This is a genomic window from Sporomusa aerivorans, assembly GCF_041428895.1.
Classification (GTDB): Bacteria; Bacillota; Negativicutes; order Sporomusales; family Sporomusaceae; genus Sporomusa; species Sporomusa aerivorans.
Map to the genome: position 1 here is coordinate 6140176 of NZ_CP156926.1, position 24613 is coordinate 6164788.

Here is a 24613-nt window from a genome sequence, read left to right on the forward strand (position 1 = left end):
TTGTTGAAATAACAAAATTTAGCAAATAATTTGTCATAGTAATCAACTGCCTAAAATGAATTGAAAAAATAAAAAAGCAGCCGTTATTTTAGGCTGCTTTCATCAGTCATTATTCAAAATCCGGGCCGTCGGCCTTGCTTTCCACGACGGACCATAGCAACCACCAGGCGCCCTTACGGCACATAAGAATGGTCACTTAGCGCTGCTTCCTTCCGGACCTGACGCGGTTCATGAGTTCCTATTGCGTAAGACCCGGCATTACTATAGCCCGGCCTAGAAAACAAAAAGCCGATGCCGGCCCGATTGTTTGGTATTTATGGCGGAGAGAGAGGGATTCGAACCCTCGGTACCCTTTCGAATACACACGCTTTCCAGGCGTGCTCCTTCAACCACTCGGACATCTCTCCAGGTGCTCTCAACAGGATATTATTATATCTTATTTGTCCAAACATTGCAAGCTGTAAAAACTGGAATCTACACAGTTTTTTTATCAGTTACCGTCTTATTATATCTATTACCAGGGCGGTTGTCAACTTGCCGGCCCGGGAAAAGTACAGCAGCAACGTTTTTTATTATATATCAGGCGTTCTATCTTGTCCAGAGACATTTTATTTCCATTTTAGCAGGTAGAATCTGCATTATTCATTCTGCCGTTTACGCCGAAAAAACTCCGTTCCAGTAAATAACATCAGACCAAGAAAACTACGCATTATGAAGAATGCAGTTAAACCTGCCAGCATTAAAAATTAACGAAAACCTAAGACGACAACTGTATATGCCAGCAGAAGGATTCCCACTATGCAGCTTCGCACAAGCCAGGGATTTCGTCGCCGGGGCAACTGCTGCTTAGCCAATTCGCGAGCTAAAAACACGCCACTTCACTCCTCGTTTAGGATAGTTTGAAATTGTTCAATCAGGTTGATATCATTCTTCCCATACTACAGTTTAAGGGATCTATGTTTTCCGATATTTTTGCCTTTACTACATCCAGGCACTTAACTACGAAGTTTGCCAGGACATCATCTTCATTCTCAATTATTACTTTCGTCTCATTAGATATCAACATTATGCCATTGGCGTCAAGCTGTTTTTCCATTTGTGCATTGGGAAAAACAAGTCTTATCTTACCGCTCAAAACATAGACTAGGCGGCAGCTATTTTCGCTAAAATTAACATTAATCGTGTCAAATAGATGCTTTATACACTTTAGACAGAGTCCGGGGCAGTTTATACAATTGCTAAAATTCATATCTTTTGCAGCTTCAGCCTGTAAAGGTTCCGGGCTGTCTACGGCATTTTTCTTATTAATTAAATCGTCAAATACTGCTATTCGCATAAGAATACTTACCTCCAAAATACTTCCTATACGAAAACTATAACACATTTTAGGAACAAAGTCCTAAATTTGCACTACTTTTGTCCCTGTTTTAGACAAAAAAATAGTTTATGAGAGAATGCACCTGTCTGCAGCAGCTTACGTCACAATGCATTTTTGACTCTAGTTTAAATTTGGTAATTCAGGACAAACTAACAGCAGGAGGTGATTGTTATTTCTCTATTCAAGCAAGACATAAAAGATAAATCAAAAAAAGTTACTTTCGGCGATCCAAAGTATAACGCCAATCGCGAAAGCGCAAAAGAGAAAAATACCCCGGACAAGCCTCAACTACCGGGCAAGTAATTACTCAGAATATGGCAATGGCTCTCTTGCCGCCGGGTTGCAGCTTACAGAGAACCATTTTTTCTGCACGTTTGACAAGGCAAAGCCCCGATCAAATAAACCTTTGACCGGGGCTTTTAACTACGGCAGCAATACTGGATCTACGTAGATTCCCTGCGATACTCCATATAATGTGATACCTATAAGCGCCGCCAATACTAAAACATATCCGCCTATGATTAAAAATTTATCTGAAGCTGCTAATTTTCCTTCCTCGCGGCTATCATCACAATATCCTTTATAGCAATAGACGTTTGCCATTGTAATCATCTCCCTGAAACAATATGAAAATGTTTCCTTGGAATAAATATAACGTAAAAAATAATAATTGTCAATACGTAATTATAATTCATATTCTTTAGTACCTGTAACACATACAGGGGTAAAGTACACTGGCATCTACCGTCAAATTATCTACACTTCTTGCTGATTAAGCGCTCATACTCATTGAGTAGTTTATTCAACTCCTTACTACTTCCGGATCGGTAAAACACTTACCTCGGGCCGTATCGTGCAAACGAATCCGCAATTTTTCAATTATGGCCTCAATCTCTGCAATTTGATCCATATTATCACCCTAGATAATGTTCCCGGATACTATACATAATAACCCGCAGGTCTTTCATTCACTAAAAGGAATCCATAACATAACTGGCAGCCTTCCCGTAACGTAAGGTCTGTAGGCCGTTACCCAAGCTTTTTTTTAGCCCTTACTTGACCGGTAGCTTATCTACTTGTAACTACTCTCCAATATATCCCATAAATGTCTTCTATTTCATCCCCCTGTTTCTACATTATATACCCTGCACCAGAAATATCGGTTTAGGTGCGCCGCCTTTGTTCAAGGTTATGCAGTCGTCACCCCGCATTTGTTCTACCAAAGTAGGCTGGAATATCTGCTCATACTATGAATGTTACAGCCCTCGGCGCCATGCACCGAGGGCTGTAACATTCACTAACTGCCCTAGTATGCAATTATCTTTAAGACCTGCCTACCGGCGCTACTGCACCGGTAGCTCTATATCTTTACTTGCCGGTGGCGGCCGCCACCATGGCTTTTACATTCTCCACCTTGGCATTCGGCGGTACGGTGCAGCCGGTGGCCAGAATGAATCCCGGCCCCATATCCCTGATCAGTTTCACACAGTAGTCATAGACTTGCTCCGGGCTGCCGACCGTAAGCAGGGCGGCCGGGACATCCCCCTTAATGCACATCCGGTCTCCCAATACCTCTTTGATCTTATATATGTCAGTGGCGCCGTCGGTTTCAAATACCGCCTTGGCTTTAGGGAAGGCTTTGAAATACGCCAAATCACGTTCCCAGTTACCGTCAATATGAATATTGGCGATAGCCCCCTCGGCAATAATAGCGTCAACAGTGGCTTTGAGGTATTTCCAGATAAATCGTTCCCATAATTTAGGCGAGTAGAATTGACTGGCTCCCCGCGAAGGCGACACAAATACCACCAGCGAGTTTGCATTACGGATCTGGCTCCGGATTTTCTCCAGCGTTTCTGCCAATATTACATCCAGTACCGCCTCTACTTTATCCGGCATTTTAAAGCAATCCCGCAGGAATTTGGGAAATGTACGGGCCGCGCTGAGATATTCGTTAACCGTAATAGATGCACCGGCCCCGATATAAACCACATAGCCGGCGTCAACAAAATTTTGCCGAAGCTTAGGCAGCTTGGCCGTTGCGGCAATTAAGTCCGCCACCGGCAGTTTCAGCCTGTTTACCAGCAGTTCCTGACTAAAAGCATTCCAGCCCTTTTCCAAAATAGTGTCATAATCAGCTTCTGTCATTATCTCTTGTTCGTCAACCTGCCAAAATGCGTTGTCCGGCAGTTCCACGCCCGGCAATTTCATTTTGGCATAGGCCATCAGGGGAAATAGACGCGCGCCGCAAAAGGCGCCGCCGGTACCATCCACATCGCCCAGCCTTTGTAGAGAGTTAAAAATGGTTGCTGACGAAAGTTCTACATCAAACACAAAATCAGACATTTTAACACCCAAATGGTTGGCGCAAAAGGCATCGGCTGTAAGGAGCAGCGGGGTCCGGTCAGGCTTTTCCAGGTTAATGGCCTTTCTGACCCGCGCCGTACGCTCTTCAAGCAAAGCTTGCGTAGGTTTCATTCTTCCTCGCTCCTGTTCTTTTTCTTTACTCACTGCTGTCAGCAGCCTATAAGCCGCTATGTGTTAAAAATAAAAATCCAGTTCAGTTTTTATGGTTCTGATTTTACCGGAAGTTCCGTCGGTGGGTGACATGTAGTTAATCCAGGTCATAATTCCAATATTTTTATCAATAATAAAATTCGAGGCGAGTTCCGGACCTTTTGCCCCGTGAGCCTGGCCAGCCATCCAGGTACCATGGTTTACAGAGGAGTTAACATCCCAGTGAACATAGCGGCCGGTAATGGAGAATGACCCGGGAGTATTAATATCGGCTTTGCCGTAAGTAAGGCCGACAATAAACGCTTTGTTCTCGGAGTCGGCATTGGAGCGTTCAATTTCTCCGTATAGTTTCAGTTTCGGGGTAAGCATCTTGTCTGCGCCTAATTCCCAGAATCGCATGTCAGTGGCATAGGGCTTGACCACATCAGTGGCCCCGCTTAAAGAATTCGTATAGTTGCCGTCGTTTCTAACCATATGATAGGCCGCTTTGATATTGGCGTCCTTGGCAATGGCTGCCGTGAGTTCCAGGGCGGCATAGCGGTTATCGGTAGTGCCGGACAGAATGCGCGGGTTAACCGTGGTGCCTGACCAGCTTTTCCGCAAATAGCCATAGGTTGCCGTTGCCTTCAGGGCCTGAGGATTACCCACCGAGAACTGGGCTCCGACAACGGCTTTGTTATCAGGCCATAAAAACATGCCATAGACCGGTACATAATCAAATTTACCAACCTTGACATTAGTAACGCCGGTAGTACCCAGCGCATATATTTCACAACCGCGTTGCTGCCCGGAAAGCAGGCCGTCGGAGGCGCTTGAATTGACAGCGAAACTGCCGCTCTGCGCATCCCGGGTAAGATCGTCATGAATAACCAGCTGCCATTTGTCATTGACTTTGTATTTGGTAAACAGATCGACTCCCAGGGCCAGCCATTGCCCGTCATCCGCATGGGGGCTTTCCGACCCGTAACCGGGATTTTTGCCGGCGGCGAAATAACTGCCCTCATAAACACCGGAGTTGCGCCATACCTGTTCTGAGAGATGCAGGAAACCGGAAACGGTTAGTTTTTCACTCTTTTTCTCTAATGCCTTGACACGTACACCAAGATTCTCAAGCTCTGTCTGAAACTCATTGCTCAGCTTGTCGATAAGCACCTTATTCTCGGCGTCTGCTTTGGCGGCATTTGAGATTGCTTTGCCAACCACCAGCGCCATCTCATAACGGGTCATAGGCCTGTCACCTCCGAAAATGCGGTAACCGCTGCCGTCAATCACCCCGTCTTTCGCCAGCTTATTCACGGCCGCATACGCCCAGTGGTTCTCCGGCACGTCATCGAAGGGATTGGCAGCTGCCAGCGCCACCCCGGCAATACAAATGATAGCCACTATAAGTAATGCCATGATACTTTTTTTCATGTTCTCCCCCACCTTTACATTTATAAATTTGCTTGTAGGACCCCCGTGCTATCGGTCTGCTGCCCCTCCTTCCCTGGTCAATAAGCATGTATTGGTGCAATGGCAGCCCGCCAGAGCTTAGCGATTGCAAAGCAGAGAAAATCTACCCGTAGTCAACCTTTATCAGCCATATCGACAGTGCCCAGCTTGACAAGGTTTTCCGCCATCCGCGCAATCTGGGCTAATGCCAGTTTTAGTTCTCCAATCCCTGCAGCCTGTGTTTCACAGTAATCGCTCATGGCTTTAATGGAGCCGGTAAGTCCGGTAATCGACTGATGTACATGCTTAATTTTGGCTTCAATATCAATAACCGAGTTCTTGGTATTCTCCGCTAATTGCCGCACCTCTGTGGCGACAACGTTAAACCCCCGCCCCAGTTCTCCCGCCCGCGCCGACTCAATCGCGGCATTTATCCCCAGAATATTGGTCGAAACAGAGATTTTTTTTATTTCATTGGATATACTGCCGACAGCAAGCGCATCTTCCTTTACCTGCTTTGTATCGGCGTTCATTTTTTTCGCCATGGCTGCGAGCTGCCGGCCGCTAAGATCCAGGCTCTCGGTGGAAGCAGCCAGTTCTTCGACAGCGGCTAGGATCTCCTGTCCGGAATTAATAAGCTCATCATACTTTTCGGTGGAACAGACCACACCGATGTAGGCCACCACCTGTTTGTTATCATCATCAAAAACCGGTACACCGATGGTAACATTAGCGACCAGACTGCCGTGAACACCTTTGGGAATACGGACCACGACCTGACGTCCGGCTGTTAATGCCTTATAAGATTTCGTCTCGCGAAAGCTTGGCGGCAGTTGGGTTGTCAAGTTTTGCAGGCTGGGATGCTCCACCTTGTCAATAACCACTAACGTTTCCAGGTCAATTAAGGAAATGCTGACCGGCTCCACAAACAGCAGCGGCAGTAACGGCAGAACGGTTTGCAGGCATTCCAGCCGGGATTGTCTCATACATTCACCTTCTTTCTAAGCATGAGGCACTATCCGGGAATCACCGGCCTGTGTTTAGGCTTGAGCAAGGCCGTCAGCAGGATAATAACCATACTGGCGGCAAGCAGCGCCGGACCGGCAACCGTCCAGGCCGCCAGCGGGCCGTGCAGTCCAAGCGCCGTGGTGATATAGAGCAGCACAATGGGCGATAAAAACTGGCCGATGCCCTGAAAAGCAATGTATACGGATACGGCCAGGGTAGCTGTCGAGGGATGGGCACTGCCGACCACCAGCAACGTAAGCGCCGGATTGTAAATGCCGAAGCCCAGGCCAAAAATAATGCCGGCCAGGACAAACAACGGATAGGTATGTACCCGGATAAGCAGCAGAAAGGCCAGGCCAACCAGCCCGACTGCCAGCGCCGCAGTATAGCGGCCGGCAATCCGGGCTATTCTCCCATAGAACAAACCGGCCGCAAAGGCACCGGTTGTAAAGGCGGTAAGCACCAGCCCTGCCTGGGCGGCATTGCCGATTTTTCCCTCGGCCATTACAATAGCCACATTGGTCATAAACGAGAAAATCATAATGTTATATAACAAATTCAGGCCGGACAGGTACCAGGTGCCCGGTGTCAGTCCGCAGAAAGCCGAGTCGCTGGCCGCCGGTTTAGGTTTCCTGACCGGTTCAGGCAGCACCAGGGCAATCACGATAAATATGGGTATAAGCAATAAAAATCCCCAAAATGCATAGCGCCAGGAAATCACCGCCAGATAACCGCCGATCATCTGAAATACAATACCGGCCGCGGCCCCGACGGCGCTTTTCAGGCCCATCATGCTATCCCGCTCCCGCCCTTCATACAAATCGGCGACAAGCGAGGACGCCAACGGGAAAATAAGACCATAACCCAAGCCAAAAATGGCACGGCAAATTAGAATGAAAGTCATGTCGCCGTATAAAGCCGGGATGATGCCACCGAACAGAAACTCAATGGTAATCGCCAAATACAGAATAGTCTTCTTTCTGACAAACCGCTCTAACTGCCCGGTAATCAGCGCCCCTAAAATGGTCATTAGCGGCGGTAAAGCCGCAATTTGCTTGACCAGTTCCGGGCTCACGCCGGGAAAAGCCCGGGCAATGGCGCCAATGGCCGGTGTTGTCAGACTGGCGGTATACAAGAGCAAGGCGACCGACAATACAGCGGCTTTGGTTTTTAATTCACTTTCCTTCATGTCCTCTTTCCTCTCCCGGCTGCTATTCTAGCCCTGGCGGTAAACAATGCCAAAGCCGCCCCGGGGATAATGCCAGGTAATCGCCCCCGGACTGCAGACCACCCGGCACGTACCGCATTCCAAACACCCGGCCCACTCGACAATAATCCCGTTATCCTGTTCACTGTAAAGGCCTGCCGGACAAACCCGCAGACAGGCCCTGTCCGTACAGGTTTGACAAAGCTCATTATTGATACTGATATGGGGCTTGCCCTCATCTACCGCAAATTTGTCCAAAGCCAGCTTATCTGCCAGACTCAGCCGGTTCATAGAGCCCGCGCCCCCTTTATTCCGTCTTTGATTACATTCAGCAGGGAAATGCCGCTGGCGCGCAGTGATTTTCCGGCAATGGTGCATAAATGCTCCCTCGGCGCCAGGTTATGCCGGTAGGCTTTGCCAAGGACATCTGTAATAAGCGGCGCATATTGGGTGTACAGGCGCCGGTTGTCCATAAACGCCGGCATCCGGGCATAAAGCTTCATATCCCGCATAACCAGCTGATCAAGATTTTGCAGGTAACCGCTTAAAGCGTTCTCACTAAAGTCATTGCCGGCTTTAGCCTGAATTACGGTATCGGCTGCGGCCAACCCGGAAGCGATGGCCAGATCCATCCCCCGGATAACCAAACCGTTGTTGATTGTAAAGCCAGCGGCGTCACCGGCAATCAGCAGGCCAGCGGCATAAAGCCTGGACGGCACCATGTTCAGGCCGCCTTCCCCGGTGAGATGAGCGCCATATTCTACCATTTTTCCGTCTTTAACCAGCGGCGCAACCAACGGATGTGCCAGCAGTTCATCCAAAACATCGGCCGGCTGGACCGCCTGCCTGACCAAATCGTCCAGACGCAACACCACTCCTACGGAGATGCTGGCCAGGTTGGTGTACAGAAAAGCGCCGCCGGCCACCCCGCGGCTGGCTGCGCCGACAATGGCATACGCGGCGCCTTCCTTTCCCTTGAGCCGGAACCGTTCCTCCAGCAGATCCTGCGGCAATTCAATCAGGGCCTTGGTGCCGACAGATAAATGCTCCTGTTTGATCAGCCCGCGCAAGCCTGCCGCCTGCGCGATGAAAGAGTTAATGCCGTCGGCGGCAATGACGACGTCTGCCAGCATTTCCTCCTCGCCGGTACAAATGCCAATAACCCGCCGGCCGTCCTGTAGCACATTTTCCACTTTTATCCCGGTAACGATCATCGCCCCGGCCGCTTCCGCCTGTTCGGCCAGCCACCGGTCAAACTTGCCGCGCAATACCGAGACGGCGTTATAAGGCGTGTCTCCCAGCGCTTTGCCCCTATATTCCAGATTAATGTAATCATCGGTGGTGGTTAAGGAAGTAATGTAACTGGTAACATAGCGTTCCACCGGTGCCTCCTGCCAAAAGCCGGGAATGAGTTTGTCCAGCACCCGGCTGTAAAGAGCGCCGCCGCTTACGTTCTTACTGCCGGGATAATCGCCGCGTTCAACCACCACAACTTCCACTCCGGCCCGGGCCAGCTTACAGGCGGCAGCCAGCCCGGCCGGTCCGGCCCCGATAATAATCACTTCATATTTACTGCTGCTCATGGTGCTGCCTGTTTCCCTTTTAATTTTTCGATCAAGGCCGGAATTATTGTATAAAGATCGCCAACCACCCCGTAATCGGCCTGGCTAAAGATCGGGGACGTTTTATCCTTGTTAATGGCAAAGATTGTCCCGGCCTGGTCACAGCCGACCATATGCTGCACCTGGCCGGAGATGCCTGCCCCAATATAGACTTCCGGTTTGCACATAACGCCGGACACACCGAGATAGCGTTCCCGGGGCAGCCAGTTAACGCCTTCGGCCAGGGGCCGGGTGCAGCCCAGCTCAGCGCCGATCAAGCCGGCGAATTCCGTGATCATGTTCAGGTCTTGCGGCGCGGCGATTCCCCGCCCGACGGCCAGTACCCGTTTGGCGGCCGCTAAATTAACTTTTACCCCGCCTTTAGGCCGTTTTTCCAGACACCTTATTCCCGTCCCCGGCGCACCCGCAGCCACACTGGCAATAGTACCCGGCGGAGCGGCAACAGCAGGCGCCGTATTAAAGGCACCGCTGCCGGCAATAGCAATGACTGTGCCTGAAGCCGCCTTCTCGGTGCGGACAGCCGTACCGCCATAGACCAGTCGTTTGCACTGGAGCCGGCCCTGGACGATTACAAATTCCGTAACATCGCTAAGTACAGCGGTCCCTAACCGCGCTGCCAAGCGACCGGCCATCAGCCTGCCCCGTTTGCCGGCACCCACTAAGAGCACCTCCGGCCGCTGCCCGGCAAGGAGTTCAGATAATGCCGGCACATAATCCTCCAGCATACCGTCAGAGGATGTTTTCTCCAGCCAGTAGACCCGGTCCGCAATTCCGCCGGCCAGTAGTCCGGCCTCGCTCTTAGTCCCGATCAGCAAGGCCGATATGGTCTCGCCAAGCTGCCGCGCCCCGGCGCAAAGTTCAGCAAAGACCTCTAGTTTTTCAGCCAATACCCATACATTTTTCACTGCATGCATCAGCGACAAATTCCTCCTTTCATAGCTACAGTACCTTTCGCAGACATGTATAAAACTGATCGATTACTTCCTCGGATTCGCCTTCGAAAATAAGCCGTTTGCGCTCGGCCGGCAGCGGCGCCAGTGTGCTGATAACTTCCGTGACGGGCCGGCTCAGCCCCCCGGTCACGTCAATATCGGTCAACTGCCACTCGGTAACAGGCTTTTTCCCGGCCGCCAGAATTTCTTTCATTCCCGGAAGGCGTGGCTGATTCATATCGGTAGTCACCGCGACAACGGCCGGCAACTGGATTTCCAGTACTTCCACCACCTCCTCCAGGGTACGCTCGGCAATAAGTTTATTGCCCTCAACCGTAAGCCGGCTGACAGCATTGACTGTCGGCAGGTTTAACAATTCGCCCAGTTGCGCACCCACTTGCTGGGCATACAGATCGGCGGAGCCTTCACCGCACAATATCAGATCGGCGCCACCGATCTTTTGAACAGCTGCCGCCAGCACCCGGGCCGTCTGATGAGAGTCGGCGCCGGCCAAGGCTTCATCGACTACCAGGAACAGCTCCGCCGGCCCGCGGGCCAGAACTCCTTTTTTCAGCTTGGAATTTTCCAATTGCCGGGAACCGGCGCTGAGCGCCGATAGGTTTCCCCCTACAGCCTCGACAAGCTGCAGCCCGGCCTCCAGCGCCGGTAAATCGTACTGGCCAATTTTCCACTCGACCTGCGCAAAGGACAGGGTCCGGTCCGGACAGACAACAATATCTTGTTCATCAGGCACAACTTTGTAACAGGCTATTACATTCACCCGGTTCACCGCCTATCTTTTTACAATTACCTTTTTCTCATATAAGCTCTGTATTTCACTGTCCGTCAGCCCCAGATCCGCCAGGATTTCCTCATTGTCCATGCCAATCCCGGGCATGGCCCGCCAGACCTTCCCCGGGTTGTTTTTAAATTTCGGGAAGGTATTGATGCCTTTTATTTTTTGGCCGGCCATGGTTTCCCACTCGATAAAGACTTCGCGGGCCTGATAGTGCGGATGGGTTACGGCCATGTCATAATCCATAATGATGCTGCAGGGAACACCGGCGTCGATAAGTTCGTCTTCAGCCTCGGCGGCTGTTTTGGCAGTACAATATTCTTCCAGTTTTTTAGTGAGCAGAACGCCCCCGGGAGTATCCCGGAAGACATTGGGTTTGTTACTGGGAAACTCGGCTGACCCGAACTCCAGCCCTAAGAACTGTAGGGCATTCTTAAGAACACCGCCGCCGCCGATGGCGATAAAAATGTTTTGGCCGTCCCGGCAGGGGAAACTGCCCCAGCCGGCCAGCACCGCACTTTGGCTGCCTTCGCGCCGGGGTTTAACTCCCAGATTCATATAATCCAGGAGATAAGGCTGCAGGCGGATCATGGTTTCATACTGGGCCACATCAATGCTGTCGCCCCGGCCGGTTTCCCTGGCCTTATACAAGGCCGCCAGCGCTCCGCCCAAAGCAAACAGCCCGGTAAAATAATCGGCGACAAACGGCACGGCGGCAATGGGCGGCCGGTCCGGGAAGCCGTTCAGATTCATAAAGCAGCCAAAAGCCTGGGCAATGGGATCAAAGGAGGGACGGGCCACATGCCGCTTGATGCCGTCCTGGCCAAAGCCGGAAATATGGACAATAACCAATGCCGGGTTATGCTCCCACAGCACCTCGTCAGTCAGCCCCCACTTGGCATACTGGCCGCCTTTCGAGGCTTCTATAAAGATATCGGCGGCCTTAATCAGCCTGAGAAATATTTCGCGTCCCTCGGGCGAAGGGATATTGAGCGATATGGTCCGCTGGTTGCGGCGGTCCTGCTGCCCCAGCATTTGCGAACCGGTACGCGCAATATCCATCATTAAGGGACTCTCCAGCCAAATAACATCGGCCCCGAAGTCGGCCATCATCTGCGCTGCAAACGGGCCGGCTATCGTCAGCGACGCATTGAGCACTTTCACGCCTGATAATGCCCCGAAGACCGGTACAACTGCTCTAGTTGCCATAAATTTTCCTCCCCTGCATTTCTCTAATAGAAAAACACTTGCATTACTCCCTGGTTTACTTGGCGTATTCTTTTAATATAGCCCGGCCGGCGATGTGAACCATAATTTCGTCGGTGCCGCCGGCAATCCGCTGCACGCGTGCATCCCGCCACAGCCGGGAGATGCGGTGATCTGTCGTGTAACCAATGCCGCCGAGGATCTGCATGGCGGCATCAATAACTTCAAAAGCGGCCTGCGCGCAGTACAGCTTAGCCAGCGCCGACGATATTTTTATTGAAATACCGTTATCCTTTTCCCAGGCAGTTTTGTAGATCATATTACGCATGTTTTCAATTTTAATGGCCATATAGGTCAGCTTTTCCTGAATTAACTGGAACTGGCCGATTTTCTTGCCAAACTGCAGCCGTTGGTTGGCATAGCGGACAGCATCGGCAAAAGCACACTCTGCGGCCCCCATTGTCGCTGCCGCCAGCATCAGGCGCTCGATTTCAAAATTTTTCATCAGTTGGACAAAACCCTTTCCCTCTACGCCAACTAAGTCTTGCTCGGTCACGGCGACATTATCCAGGTAGACTTCGCAACTGTCCACCATATTCATGCCAAGCTTGGGCAAAGGCTCCACCGTTATTCCCGGGGCATTCATGGGCAAAAACCACATGGTAAAGGTTGGATCAGTGGCGGCAGGGTCCCTGGCCATGCACAGCATATACGGCGATCGGCTGGCGCCGGTAATAAAGGTTTTATGACCGTTAATATAAACTTTACCCTTACTGCGGGTATAGGTGGTTGCGATCGCACTGCTGTCCGAACCGGCCTGCGGTTCGCTAAAGCCCAAGCAAAAAGGCATAATCCCCTGCTTAACATATTCCATGGTAATTTTTTTCTGTTCTTCGCTGCCGAAAGTAAGCATATCGTCAACCGGCAGCGCATTGCCGTACAGGTAACTGGGTACACCGGCTTTCGTCAGTTCCTCCGCCACCATCATTAACGTCAGATTATCCACCTCAGTGCCGCCGTATTGCTCCGGTATGCCCAGCAGGCCAAAACCGCCGTCCAGCAGCGCTTTCATAAACCGCTCGGGATAATGATGCTTTTCATCACATTCCCGGAAATACTCCTCCGAACCGTCACGGGCAATCAGTTCCCGCAGGCTTTCCAGCAACAGTTCCTGTTCTTCGGTTTTCTTAAAATCCATTCTTTTCCTCCTTTATCCCTCCCACCGGCCCGGGATTTGCCATCATTCTTCTGACTTGCTGCCACCGCTTTGGCCGGCACAGTAATCAACGGGGCAAAAAACTACATCGTTACCGTTCCCTCGTGCTTGGGTTTGTTAAAAGCTGCTGCCAGTGTCAATATCACAGCGGCTGCCAGGCAAGCAGGCGCCGCCAGCTGCCAGGCAGCCAGGGGACCGGCAAAGCCAAGCATTTTGGTGAGAAAGCCCAACGCAATCGGCGATAAAAATTGTCCCACCCCCATCAACGCGACAAAAAATGATAAGGCCAGTGTGGCGGCGGACTTGTGAGCCGTGCCGATCAGCAGCAAAGTGACGGCCGGGTTATAGGTGCCGAACCCCAGACCGAAAATTGCTCCGGCTACAAGAAACAGGGCATAGGTATCCACATTGAGCAGCATTAGGAAGGCCAGGCCCACCAGCCCCACCGCCAGGGCAACCGTATACCGCTTAAAAACCTGCGCTACCTTACCATAGGCCAGACCGGCCACAAAAGCGGCGGCCGTAAACGCGGTCAGCACCATACCAGCCTGCATGGCATTACCGATTTTGGCGGTTGTCATAACAATGGCTACATTGGTCATGAAAGAGAACTGGATCAGGTTATAAATCAGGTTGAGCAGGCAAATATACCAGGTTGCCGGTGTCAAACGGGCCTGGACAGCACCGTCGGCGGCCATCGGCGCCGTTTTTTTCTCAGGCTCAGGCAGTTTAAAGAATATCATCAGAAAAATAGGGATGATCAGCAGGAAGCCTAAAAATGCATGGCGCCAGGAGATAACTGCCAAATACGCTCCCAGCATCTGAAAGACAATGCCGGCGGCGGCACCTACGGCACTTTTAAGTCCCATGAGCGTATCCCGCTCGCGACCGTCAAACAAATCAGCAATAAGCGAAGACGCCAGCGGGAATACCAGTCCATAGCCAACCCCGAAAAAAGCCCGGCAAACCAAAATCAGGGCCATATCACCGTAAAAAGCGGGAATTATGCCGGCAACAAGCTGTACGGTCATGGATACATACAAAATAGCCTTTTTAGTCATGAAGCGTTCCAACTGTCCGGTAAGCAGCGAGCCGGCGATCATCATCAATGAAGGCAGGGAGGCGATCTGTTTTACCGTATCCGGGCTTACGTCAGGAAACGCCTTGGCGATGGCCCCCAGGGCCGGAGTTGTCGTTGCCGTAGTATACATCAGCAGCGCAACGGACAGTACCGCGGCTTTGGTAACAAAGCCGTATTTTTTATCACTCATTTCCCCTTCACTCTCCTGGATAAAATTAAGGTCATTTGCCGGCAGCGGCTGCAATCATTGCCTTAACATTTTCCGGCCTGGCATTAAGCGGTACACAGCAGCCGGCGCCCATAATAAAACCGGTGGGGGCGAAATCATCCACCAAGCTCCTGCTATACCGGTAGACCTCCTCTGGGGTCCCCAGGGTTAACAGGGCAGCGGGAACGTCACCCATAACACACATGTGCCCTGCCAGTACCTCTTTTACCTTAGTCATATTGGTAGAACCGTCAGGGGCAAAAATACACTTGCCTTTAGGCAATTCCAGAAAATAATCCAAAAAGCGATCCCAACTCATATCCATGTGCAGATGGATAAACACCCCTTCCGCCGCCATTACTTCCACCATTTTTTTGATATGCGGCCATACGAACCGGTCGAAGGCCTTCCTGGTCAGAAAATCCCCCGCCCCGCGGCCCACTGCCAGAATGACGGAAAACTGCTTGTCAGCCGCATGTATCTGCTGCTGAAAGTTGGCGATTCTGTCTTCCATGGCCGCCTCCAGAGCAGCCGCCACCTTATCGGGAATCCTGTGTAAATCACGCATAAACTTGCTGATAGAACGGCCGCCGCAAATGGCGCCAAAGGCCGGACCGGCAAAGATGCTTGACAATTGTACAATGCCGGCGGCTTTAAACTTCTTTTCCGCCGCGTCTTTTACTTGACTAAAATATTGCAGCTCGGCCAGCGCATTGCCCAGATGCCGTTGGCAAAAGTCGGCAAAGAAATAATTCCAGCCTTTATTGATAATGGTGTCGTAATCGTCCTCGGTCATCTCACCGCGTTCATCAATTTGCCATTGCATATCCTCCGGCAACTCACGTCCGGGTAGCTTGGTGTGCCCCAGAAAAGGAACACCTGCAATAACCGGGTATTCGACAATATCGGCGCCGTCAATATCGCCTAGCGCCAACAATCCTTGCAGGGCCAGCTCCTGCCCATACTCAATATGGGTGACTAGGTCGGCCATTTTCCCGCCCGCCTGCCTGACGGCAAAGGGGCCGGCATGCAGGTAAACCGGGGTCCTGTCCGGCTGCTGCATGGATGCGGCCAGCGTAAGCCTTGTCCAGTGCTCGTCGTATAACTGCTCTCCTGTTTGCATGATTTAGCATCTCCTCTGTTAATATTGTTTTCTTTACTCCTACTGCCGCATAATCGCAATCCTCCCTTCTCTCATCAGCGACAAAAGCTTTTTCTATATTCTGATTTTTAAGTCTAGTACTATGATAAAGCCAAACCAAAAGCCCGTAAAATTCAAAAAGCTGTTCATTGGTAATGCGTAAATTAGATGGTAAATCGTTGCAAAGCTGGCAGGGGAAATCTATAATTGAATCAATATTTTAAATATTTCACACATAGAAAGGAGACAACGGTAAATGGATATCTCTTTCTTGCGCTCCTTCATTGTTACGGCTCATCATTTGAATTTCACCGAAGCCGCCAAGCAGCTTTATATTGGCCAATCAGTTCTAAGCAGGCAAATCGCGGTTTTGGAAAAAGAGTTGGGCGTTCAGCTGTTCATCCGCAATAACCGCACTGTTCGATTAACAACCGCCGGCCACATTTTATTGCAGGAAGTTGAACCGCTTATGGACAAGATGCATGCTATTTTCAACAAATCGCGGGAAGCTGACAGCGGCCTCCGGGGCGTGCTAAGAATTGGCTGTATTGGCGTTGAATATGCGATCTTGCCGCTGGCGATAAGAAAATTTAAGACGCTGTATCCAAATATCAGCTTAGATATCCGGGTTCTTCCCCTCAGCCGGATCGAGGAAGCCCTGGCCCGCGGCGAATTTGATATCGGGTTCACCGGCTTTATGGGCAATGAACTGAAATCCAGGTTTTCCTTTCAGGTGGTCCGCAGGGACAGGCTGGGCTTTCTGTTGCCCCACAAGCATCCCTATGTCAATAAGCATTGCCTTTCACTAACCGACATGGCCGATGAGCCCTTTATTCTCATTGACAAAAGCAGATATCCGCAAGCCTTCGACTGGTTTCACAAGCAGTGTGAAAAAGCCGGCTTCATACCAAATGTCGTTTGCAAATCCGCCAATTTTGACACCATGCTTTGGCAAGTCCAGGCGGGCATCGGTGTTTCCTTTATGGTCGGCGATCCCGTCCTGCTGCGCGCCAATCAGTTGCGTTCAGGCGGTATCCGTTTTGTTTTTATGAACGGAAAAGAAGCTTACGGTAATATGACGATTATGTGGGACAGTAAAAACCCCAACCCAGCTATCCCCTTGTTTGCCGAAGAACTGAACCAGATCAACCGGTTGTCCCAACGCCAGCGGCCTCAGGCCGTTTCTTACTGCTAGCGGCCAAAAATATTGTTATTGTCCGATCTAGTCAGTTTCATTAGAACGGCCGCTTTTGACTGATCATCAATTCATTTATAACGATATTCGTTAGTTAAACATCAAAAAAATAACTTCCAACAATACCAAACATATTCGTAATGATTTTCATCGGCTTCTATATCAAATTTCTTTCTTGGCGCAACGTGTCAATATTGATAAATTTAGCTGATTACTTTTTCATTTTAGGAACCATTGAATCTTCGTGTTTATCTACATTTTGCTACACCTTTTTGCACCTCCTTATTCCTTGGCAACGGAATCCGTTACCAAAAGTATACTAACGAATTTCGTTACTGTCAATATTAAGCTCGATATATTTCTCAATATTCGTTAGTTTGCTATCTTATTGCGTTAGCTAATTATAAAATATTTGGTAAGAACATCCGAGGTGACATTTATGGAAGATAAAAACATTACAGGAATAAGAGTAAAGCAATTACGTAAGAACAAGGGACTTACTCAAAAACAATTGGCTGATATGATAAATGTTTCCCCTCAGGTAATTTCTAATTGGGAACGCGCTTATACACCAGGAATTTCACATGATGATTTATCCCGTTTAGCTTCCGTTTTAGATACAACTACAGATTATTTGACAGGTATCTCCGACGAGCGTAAACTAGGTCCCGGCATTAGATCTGTAGATAATCCCGCAGTAAATGACTTTTTTAAAACTGTAGTGGAAGAATTTCAATCGACTCCTGCTATTACACCAAAGGATCGACAAGAGATTATGGAAGACCTTGCAGAATATTTTCACTTTAAGATGCAACAAAAGAAACAGCAGCAAAAAAATATTAACGGCTTCACTAGCCGTTAATATTTTTCTGAAACACGGGGACAGGGACTCCGTTTTTCAGCATTACAAAAGCCTTATCAATCCACGGAAATCTTGACTCTCGAGTTGTACCCGGATGTAGCAAATACAATACTTCAATGGGCATTACGCCGAAAACGAAGTACCGGATTCTTGCCTATCCCTCGGGAAACAAAAAAATAAGGAGCCCTGCAGAGGCTCCAGCCATTACATGACTTGCGGTTAGATTCATTGCGTAAGTCATTTTGAAGTTATATTTCATGCCCATATATTTCGTTTTTTCCGGTCACTTTGCCTGGTTTATTCACCAATACAATCATTCTCCTGATAGGGAGAGCGGCTGTTATATATCAAACGCAGACGAGGAGAAAACACAGAAACAATACTAGTTCACTGTACTAGCCGCTTTTGTAGCTTTCATAACAACGCCTTTTTCGCCAAATTCGACCGTAGTACCGGCTTCATACACCTTAATGCCGTCACTGTCCGGAGACAGAATAGACAGGGGTGACAGCAGTTTGGTATTCTTGTTTAGCGTGCCCTTGACTACTTCGCCTTTTTCGTTCAGTTCCACCGGCTGCCCGCCCTTAAATTCAACAAACCCAGCGCAGGCTGCATTCTCCGTAAAGTTATCGGTTAAAACCTGCCTCCAGCCGACAGGCCGCAGGTAGGAATCACCGGCTAAAGTACAGGTTGCCGGCATCCCGTTTCTATGAAAACTTATTTCGCCGCTGGCTACCCGTATACGGTTTGCCGAATTTAAGGTAATATCTTCACCAGATGTGCTTATTGTGCCTTTAATCACTTCACCCTTGTCATTAAAGGTAACGGTTGTGCCGCCCTTAAACAGGAGAATCCGCTTGGGCGGTTCAACATTGGCGGGAACTGAAGGGATAACGTAAAACGGCATAGGCGTATAGCTTGCCGGCCTGACGGAATCCTGGGACCGACCGCTTTCATAGGGTAAGCCGATATTCTCCGCCAGTACACCTTCAAAAACCTCGCCAAACTCATTCAGGGTGACAACCGTCCCTTTCTTGAACTTCGGTATTGCGCCCCAGCTGGTCGCAATAACTCCGGCCGGCGTTATTCTGGTATTGTCCGTTAATGTTTTGGTAATCTGCGCCGCATCCACACTTGTGTTATTACCTATGAACCAAAAGGTCATAAGTGTTACTCCGGTTAGTACTTTCAGAAAAATATTTTTCATATAAAGCCCCCCAATTTTCGTGTTTGCCGAACATCTCCTCTACTGATATTTTCCTTTCTCTAAATAACTTCATTATCCTTCCACAATATGTATATCTGTAAAGAAAACACAACTTGCGCCGAGCCTTTGGCGAAAGCGGAAGACGATATTGCCCTTATCCAGGCGAAAGTTATACTTTCTATCAGGATAAAAAAGACCTACTGTTTTGAGCAGTAGGTCTACAAGTGCTTATGACGGGAAAGAGAGGGCGAGTTCTACTTCGCCGCCAAATTGATTATACAGGCGGCCAGTAGTTTGGCCCGCTCAAACAGGCTTTCCACAATGGCATACTCCTCCGGGCTATGATTTCTGCCGCCTTTAACGCCCATGGCGCAGACAGTGGGTACGCCGGCCGCCGAATCTGAACCCCCGCCGACCAGTTTTGCATAGGGAGGCCCCAGTTCCATTTCCTCATAGTTCTATTTGACAACGGCAAAAAGTTCATCGCCGACTGGCGTTCTTTTCATCGGGGCATAAATGGAAGGCTTGTTCCTTCTGACTATGCATGTCTTCCTCCAGCCTCCTCCTCTTTCGCCATGGAGAGCAATTTTTCCCCGACATGCTTTAATGTGATCACCCGCTCGGTAATCGATTCAGTCGCCTTGGCTTGTTCTTTGGTAATGCCCGCTGTTTGCTGGGAATGATTAATAACCAGTTCCATCGATGACTTTAGCTCCTGAAGGGTTATCTGAATATCTTTTGCGGAATGATGACTCTGATCGGAAAGTTTACGGACCTCTTCGGCTACGACAGCGAACCCTCGGCCTTGCTCACCCACTCTGGCGGCCTCAATAGCGGCATTAAGGCCGAGCAGATTTGTCTGACTGGCGATTTGCTGAATGGTTGATATAACCGTATCGGTATTATTGACATTAACCGACACACGGTCAGATAAGTTCGCTACATCCTGCATGGTAGCAGCCAGGTCCTCCTGGGAAGCGTTCAATTCCTCTATCGTGGCGGCGATGGTTGTAATCGAATCGGTAACCTGCTGTGCCTGTTCAAGCAGCATTGCCTTATTTTCCGCTGCCTGCAGTTCCCAGCGGAAAAGACCTGTGGCAATCTTGGCGATAGGTTTGGAATAAATAGGGTCACCGCCTATACCGAAACTGCCAACCCACTCGTTTTTATAGATAATAGGCAGATGAACGCCCATTTTAGCAGTCCCGCCTGACCGCTGCTCATCCTCAGCAGTAACAATACGATGCTCGATTCTTTCCGTAAGTACCTTTTGCGAACCGCTGTGAACTGTACCCACTCTTGCAGCATCCTTGGCGGCCACAATGATCCCTTCATGGTTACAGATAACCGCACTTAGTTCCGTTTCCTGAAAAATAAAATCCACTATCTTGTCGGCAATAGCTTTGTCCAATGCTATCCTCCTCCGCTAAGAGCCGCCAGCATAATGCCCGTTTGATTATACTGTATAGGCTTACAGGGAAGACCGCGAGTTGCCCCGCTTCTTCCCTGTACTCAGGGTAAGAATACCCTGCTTAGCTTATAAAATTATTACCAATGTCATGATTTTTAAAATTATAGATAAGCGATAGCTTCAATTTCAACTGATACGTCTTTAGGCAGCCGGGCTACCTGGACACAGCCCCTGGCTGGAGCAGCCTGCGAGAAGTATTCCCCATATACTTGATTTACAGTTTGAAAATCATTCATGTCGGCAAGGAATACGCTTGTCTTAACAACATTCTCAAGAGTCAGGTTTTGGCTCTTTAAAATTGCTGTGATATTCTCTAAAACCTGTTTGGTCTGGGCTGCCACGCCACCGGACACTACTGCTCCCGTGGCAGGATCAACAGGTATCTGACCGGAAACAAACAGGAAGCCGCCTGCTTTTATTGCCTGTGAGTAAGGTCCTATCGCCGCTGGAGCCTGATCGGTATTAACAACACTTTTCATAGAGTAATTCCTCCTATTTTCCGCTTGGTTTGCGGATTACTGCGCCTTATTGCTTGGCTAACGTTTTATATTTCGCCAATTTTTCTTTGGCATCCCGTTCGGTTTTGGCAAACAGCTCCTCGGCCAAATCGGGGTATTGCTGTTTCAAGGCCGAATAACGCACTTCACCCATGAGGAATTCTTTAAAGTCCATGGTCGGTTCCTTGGAGTCCAGGGTGAACGGATTGCTGCCTGCTTCTTTTATCCCTGGGTTATACCGGTACATCGCCCAATAGCCGCTGTCCACTGCACGCTTGGCTTCGAGCTGACTGCAGCCCATGCCAACTTTCATCCCGTGGTTGATACAGGGAGCATAGGCGATAATCAGGGACGGACCCGGATACGCCTCAGCCTCGGCAATGGCCTTGAGGGTTTGGTTCTTATCTGCCCCCATGGCAATCTGCGCTACATAGACGTAGCCATAACTCATGGCTATCATGCCCAGATCTTTCTTCTTGGTCTTTTTACCGCTGGCGGCAAATTTAGCAATAGCAGCGGTTGGGGTGGCTTTGGAAGACTGGCCGCCGGTGTTGGAGTATACTTCGGTATCAAACACCAGCACATTAACGTCTTCACCGGACGCCAGCACATGATCGAGGCCGCCGAAGCCAATATCATAAGCCCAGCCATCACCGCCAAAAATCCATTGTGAGCGTTTAACCAGGAAGTCTTTGTTGTTATAGATTTCATTAAGCAGGGCATCTTTGCCCTTTACTTGCTCCAGCACTGCAATCAGTTTATCCGCCCGTTCTCTGCTGCCTTCGCCCTTGTCTTTATTGGCCAGCCAGGTTTCACAGGCAGCGCGGAATTCTTCTCCCAGCTCCAGTTTCGCGGCCTTTTCGATGGCCAGCGCGACTTGTTTTCTCAGCTGCTTACCAGCCATCATCATGCCTAAGCCATATTCCGCATTGTCTTCAAACAGGGAGTTGCCCCACGCCGGTCCATGCCCGCGATGGTTAGTGGTATAGGGCATTGACGGGACGCTGTCGGCCCAAACCGAGGAACAGCCTGTGGCATTGGCCACCATCATCCGGTCGCCAAAGAGCTGGGTCACCAGCTTGGCATACGGCGTTTCGCCGCAGCCGGCGCAGGCCCCGGAGAATTCTAGCAGCGGCTGTTCAAACTGGCTGCCTTTTACTGTGAAGATATTGAGCGGATTCGCTTTCGGCGCAATTGTCAGCGCATGATCCCAAAGCGGCGCTTGCTGCAATTGGGTTGCCAGCGGTTTCATTACCAATGCTTTTTCTTTCGCCGGACAAATTTGGGCGCAATTGCCGCAGCCGGTGCAGTCGTAAGGGGAGACTGCCATCGCAAAATACAGGTTTTTCTGTCCATTGCAGGGTTTTACAGTAAAGCCGGCGGGAGCCTGCTGCTGTTCTTCCTCGGAAAGTAATACCGGCCTGATCGCGGCATGCGGACAGACATAGGCGCACTGATTGCACTGAATGCAGGCATCTGCCTGCCACTGGGGCACGTCAATGGCAATGCCCCGCTTTTCATAGGCGGAAGTTCCCATCGGATAGGAACCGTCTTCCAGACCAATAAAGGCGCTGACCGGTAATTTGTCGCCTTCCTGCCGGTTCATCGGGATGAGGACATTTTTAATGAATGCCGGCGCTTCTTTACTATGGGTTTCGGATTCAGTAGCCGCTTGCCAGGAAGCAGGTGTAGCGACCTTCACAATCGCGTTTATCCCCTGATCTACGGCGGCATTGTTCATGGCAACCACTTTTTCGCCTTTTTTGCCATAGGACTTTTGAATAGCATCCTTGAGGTAGTTTACAGCGTCTTCTTCCGGAATAATCCCGGCAATCTTGAAAAAGGCCGCCTGCATGATCATGTTAATTCTGCCGCCAAGGCCGATTTCCTGCGCAATCTTTACAGCATCGATTATGTACATCTGTATGTTATTGCCGGCAAGGTATTTTTTCATCGCCGCCGGCAGATTTTGATCCAGTTCGGCTTCACTCCACTGACAGTTTAAGAGGAAACTGCCGCCTGGCTTCAGTCCTTCCAGAACATTGTAGTTATACACGTAGGACTGATTGTGGCAGGCAATAAAATCTGCTTTATTAATGAGATAGGGAGATTTTATCGGCTTTTTGCCAAAGCGCAAGTGGGAAATGGTAACGCCGCCGGACTTTTTCGCATCATAGGCAAAATAGGCCTGTGCGTACATATCAGTGTGATCGCCGATAATCTTAATGGCATTTTTATTGGCGCCTACCGTTCCATCTGAGCCGATTCCCCAGAATTTGCAGGCTTTTGTGCCGGCGGCGGTGGTGTCAATATCTGCGCCGAACGGCAGCGAGGTATGGTTTACATCGTCAATTATGCCGACAGTAAAGTTGTCCCGGGGCTTGTCGGCCTTAAGGTTTTCAAAAACGCCATGAATATGGCTGGGAATTACATCTTTGCCGCCGACGCCGCAGCGTCCGCCAACGATAACCGGCTGCCACTCCTTGCCGTAAAAGGCGCTTTTGACATCCAGGTACAGCGGTTCGGCCAACGAGCCCATTTCCTTGGTTCTGTCCAATACGGCAATTTTTTGCACGGTAGCCGGAATGTATTTAAAGAAGTGCTCCAGCGAAAACGGCCGGTAGAGATGTACGGTCAGCAGACCTACTTTTTCGCCTTGGGCATTGAGATAATCCACTACTTCTTCAATGGCTTCACACATGGAGCCCATGGCAATAATCATGCGCTCGGCGTCAGGCGCGCCGTGATAGTTGAACAAGTGGTACTCCCGGCCGGTCAATTTGCTTATTTCGGCCATATAGCCTTCGACGATCGCCGGAATATCCTGATGGAAACGGTTGGATACTTCTCTTTGCTGGAAATGAATATCAATCCCCTGCACAGTACCTTTGGTCAAGGGATGATCGGGATTGAGCGCCCGTTTTCTGAAGTTGTCGACAGCATCCCGGTCTAACAGTTTGGCCAATTCCTCATATTCCAGAACTTCAATTTTTTGCACTTCATGGGAGGTTCTAAACCCATCGAAGAAGTTGAGAAACGGCACCCGGCCTTTGATTGCCGACAAATGCGCCACGGCCGCCAGATCCATAACTTGCTGGACACTGCTTTCGGCCAGCATGGCAAAACCGGTCTGCCTTGCAGCCATAACGTCGGAATGATCGCCAAAAATACTGATGGCATTGGCGCCAACTACTCTGGCACTGACATGAAAGACGCCAGGCAATAACTCACCGGCGATTTTATACATATTGGGAATCATCAGCAAAAGTCCCTGCGAGGCGGTATAGGTAGTAGTCAACGCGCCGGTATGCAAGGAGCCGTGGACCGCGCCGGCGGCGCCGCCCTCTGACTGCATTTCCACAACCTCAACCGTTTGCCCGAACAGGTTCTTTTTGCCCTGAGAGGCCCATTCATCCACACTTTCCGCCATATTGGACGATGGCGTAATCGGAAAAATCGCCGCCACATCGGTAAATGCGTAGGAGATGTAGGCTGCTGCCGTGTTTCCGTCCATTGTTTTCATATTTCTTGTCATATTCATCATCATCCTCTCGTCTGGAATCAAATACATAATTGCGTGAAAGCCAAGGGGACAGGCTTGTCCGGTTTAGCACCACAATTCTGCCCCCTCGTTGCTG

At 49.9% G+C, this 24613-nt stretch carries 22 protein-coding genes, 1 tRNA gene and 1 other RNA gene; 2 read left to right on the top strand and 22 right to left on the bottom strand.

What is annotated here, in order from left to right:
- Positions 1-120: 120 nt before the first annotated feature.
- The 17 genes from ffs to SATMO3_RS29305 form a co-directional block, all read right to left on the bottom strand.
- An RNA gene (gene ffs / locus SATMO3_RS29225) (signal recognition particle sRNA large type) lies at positions 121-303 on the bottom strand.
- 14 nt (positions 304-317) lie between these two features.
- A tRNA-Ser gene (locus SATMO3_RS29230) sits at positions 318-407 on the bottom strand.
- 506 nt (positions 408-913) lie between these two features.
- On the bottom strand, positions 914-1336 hold the full coding sequence (locus tag SATMO3_RS29235; RefSeq protein WP_371374784.1) for a hypothetical protein: 423 nt from the start codon (positions 1334-1336) through the stop codon (positions 914-916).
- A 465-nt stretch (positions 1337-1801) separates the two neighbouring features.
- The gene (locus SATMO3_RS29240; RefSeq protein WP_371374786.1) at positions 1802-1981 is read right to left on the bottom strand and encodes a hypothetical protein; all 180 of its coding nucleotides are present in this window, start codon (positions 1979-1981) and stop codon (positions 1802-1804) included.
- A 199-nt stretch (positions 1982-2180) separates the two neighbouring features.
- Positions 2181-2288: a Spo0E family sporulation regulatory protein-aspartic acid phosphatase gene (locus SATMO3_RS29245; RefSeq protein WP_371374789.1), complete on the bottom strand. Its 108-nt coding sequence runs from the start codon at positions 2286-2288 to the stop codon at positions 2181-2183.
- A 458-nt stretch (positions 2289-2746) separates the two neighbouring features.
- Positions 2747-3856 (bottom strand): uroporphyrinogen decarboxylase family protein, encoded by a 1110-nt coding sequence (locus tag SATMO3_RS29250; RefSeq protein WP_371374792.1) that lies wholly within the window; start codon positions 3854-3856, stop codon positions 2747-2749.
- 63 nt (positions 3857-3919) lie between these two features.
- The gene (locus SATMO3_RS29255) at positions 3920-5308 is read right to left on the bottom strand and encodes an S-layer homology domain-containing protein (protein ID WP_371374795.1); all 1389 of its coding nucleotides are present in this window, start codon (positions 5306-5308) and stop codon (positions 3920-3922) included.
- A gap of 152 nt (positions 5309-5460) precedes the next feature.
- A complete protein-coding gene (locus SATMO3_RS29260) occupies positions 5461-6312 on the bottom strand; it encodes a methyl-accepting chemotaxis protein (protein WP_371374799.1) in 852 nt (283 codons plus the stop codon).
- 29 nt (positions 6313-6341) lie between these two features.
- Positions 6342-7523 carry an MFS transporter gene (locus SATMO3_RS29265; protein WP_371374802.1) on the bottom strand — a complete coding sequence of 394 codons (1182 nt, stop codon included), beginning with the start codon at positions 7521-7523 and terminating at the stop codon, positions 6342-6344.
- A 27-nt stretch (positions 7524-7550) separates the two neighbouring features.
- Positions 7551-7832 (bottom strand): ferredoxin family protein, encoded by a 282-nt coding sequence (locus SATMO3_RS29270; protein ID WP_371374805.1) that lies wholly within the window; start codon positions 7830-7832, stop codon positions 7551-7553.
- Positions 7829-9124, bottom strand: a complete 1296-nt coding sequence (locus tag SATMO3_RS29275) for an FAD-dependent oxidoreductase (RefSeq protein ID WP_371374808.1) — start codon at positions 9122-9124, stop codon at positions 7829-7831. The genes SATMO3_RS29270 and SATMO3_RS29275 overlap by 4 nt, the downstream gene beginning before the upstream one ends.
- Positions 9121-10077, bottom strand: a complete 957-nt coding sequence (locus SATMO3_RS29280; RefSeq protein ID WP_371374811.1) for an electron transfer flavoprotein subunit alpha/FixB family protein — start codon at positions 10075-10077, stop codon at positions 9121-9123. The genes SATMO3_RS29275 and SATMO3_RS29280 overlap by 4 nt, the downstream gene beginning before the upstream one ends.
- Positions 10078-10102: 25 nt before the next feature.
- Positions 10103-10876 (bottom strand): electron transfer flavoprotein, encoded by a 774-nt coding sequence (locus tag SATMO3_RS29285; RefSeq protein ID WP_371374814.1) that lies wholly within the window; start codon positions 10874-10876, stop codon positions 10103-10105.
- Positions 10877-10888: 12 nt separating this feature from the next.
- Complete coding sequence (caiB, locus tag SATMO3_RS29290; protein ID WP_371374817.1) at positions 10889-12100, bottom strand: L-carnitine CoA-transferase; 1212 nt, start codon at positions 12098-12100, stop codon at positions 10889-10891.
- A gap of 55 nt (positions 12101-12155) precedes the next feature.
- The gene (locus tag SATMO3_RS29295; RefSeq protein ID WP_371374820.1) at positions 12156-13295 is read right to left on the bottom strand and encodes an acyl-CoA dehydrogenase; all 1140 of its coding nucleotides are present in this window, start codon (positions 13293-13295) and stop codon (positions 12156-12158) included.
- 101 nt (positions 13296-13396) lie between these two features.
- Positions 13397-14584 carry an MFS transporter gene (locus SATMO3_RS29300; RefSeq protein WP_371374822.1) on the bottom strand — a complete coding sequence of 396 codons (1188 nt, stop codon included), beginning with the start codon at positions 14582-14584 and terminating at the stop codon, positions 13397-13399.
- A gap of 31 nt (positions 14585-14615) precedes the next feature.
- Complete coding sequence (locus SATMO3_RS29305; RefSeq protein WP_371374825.1) at positions 14616-15725, bottom strand: uroporphyrinogen decarboxylase family protein; 1110 nt, start codon at positions 15723-15725, stop codon at positions 14616-14618.
- Positions 15726-15999: 274 nt separating this feature from the next.
- Here SATMO3_RS29305 and SATMO3_RS29310 point away from each other — a divergent pair, with 274 nt between their 5' ends.
- Both SATMO3_RS29310 and SATMO3_RS29315 read left to right on the top strand, forming a co-directional pair.
- Positions 16000-16938, top strand: a complete 939-nt coding sequence (locus SATMO3_RS29310; protein ID WP_371374828.1) for a LysR family transcriptional regulator — start codon at positions 16000-16002, stop codon at positions 16936-16938.
- A 439-nt stretch (positions 16939-17377) separates the two neighbouring features.
- Positions 17378-17800 carry a helix-turn-helix domain-containing protein gene (locus tag SATMO3_RS29315; RefSeq protein WP_371374831.1) on the top strand — a complete coding sequence of 141 codons (423 nt, stop codon included), beginning with the start codon at positions 17378-17380 and terminating at the stop codon, positions 17798-17800.
- Positions 17801-18182: 382 nt separating this feature from the next.
- On the opposite strand, the gene SATMO3_RS29320 is transcribed toward SATMO3_RS29315, so the two are convergent.
- The 5 genes from SATMO3_RS29320 to nifJ form a co-directional block, all read right to left on the bottom strand.
- Positions 18183-19007: a hypothetical protein gene (locus SATMO3_RS29320; protein ID WP_371374834.1), complete on the bottom strand. Its 825-nt coding sequence runs from the start codon at positions 19005-19007 to the stop codon at positions 18183-18185.
- A 254-nt stretch (positions 19008-19261) separates the two neighbouring features.
- On the bottom strand, positions 19262-19453 hold the full coding sequence (locus SATMO3_RS29325; protein WP_371374837.1) for a hypothetical protein: 192 nt from the start codon (positions 19451-19453) through the stop codon (positions 19262-19264).
- 92 nt (positions 19454-19545) lie between these two features.
- Entirely contained in the window at positions 19546-20418 is an 873-nt protein-coding gene (locus tag SATMO3_RS29330; RefSeq protein ID WP_371374841.1) for a methyl-accepting chemotaxis protein, read from the bottom strand.
- 161 nt (positions 20419-20579) lie between these two features.
- The gene (locus tag SATMO3_RS29335) at positions 20580-20957 is read right to left on the bottom strand and encodes a RidA family protein (RefSeq protein ID WP_371364397.1); all 378 of its coding nucleotides are present in this window, start codon (positions 20955-20957) and stop codon (positions 20580-20582) included.
- Positions 20958-21003: 46 nt separating this feature from the next.
- Complete coding sequence (gene nifJ, locus SATMO3_RS29340; RefSeq protein ID WP_371374844.1) at positions 21004-24510, bottom strand: pyruvate:ferredoxin (flavodoxin) oxidoreductase; 3507 nt, start codon at positions 24508-24510, stop codon at positions 21004-21006.
- Between the last annotated feature and the right edge of the window lie 103 nt (positions 24511-24613).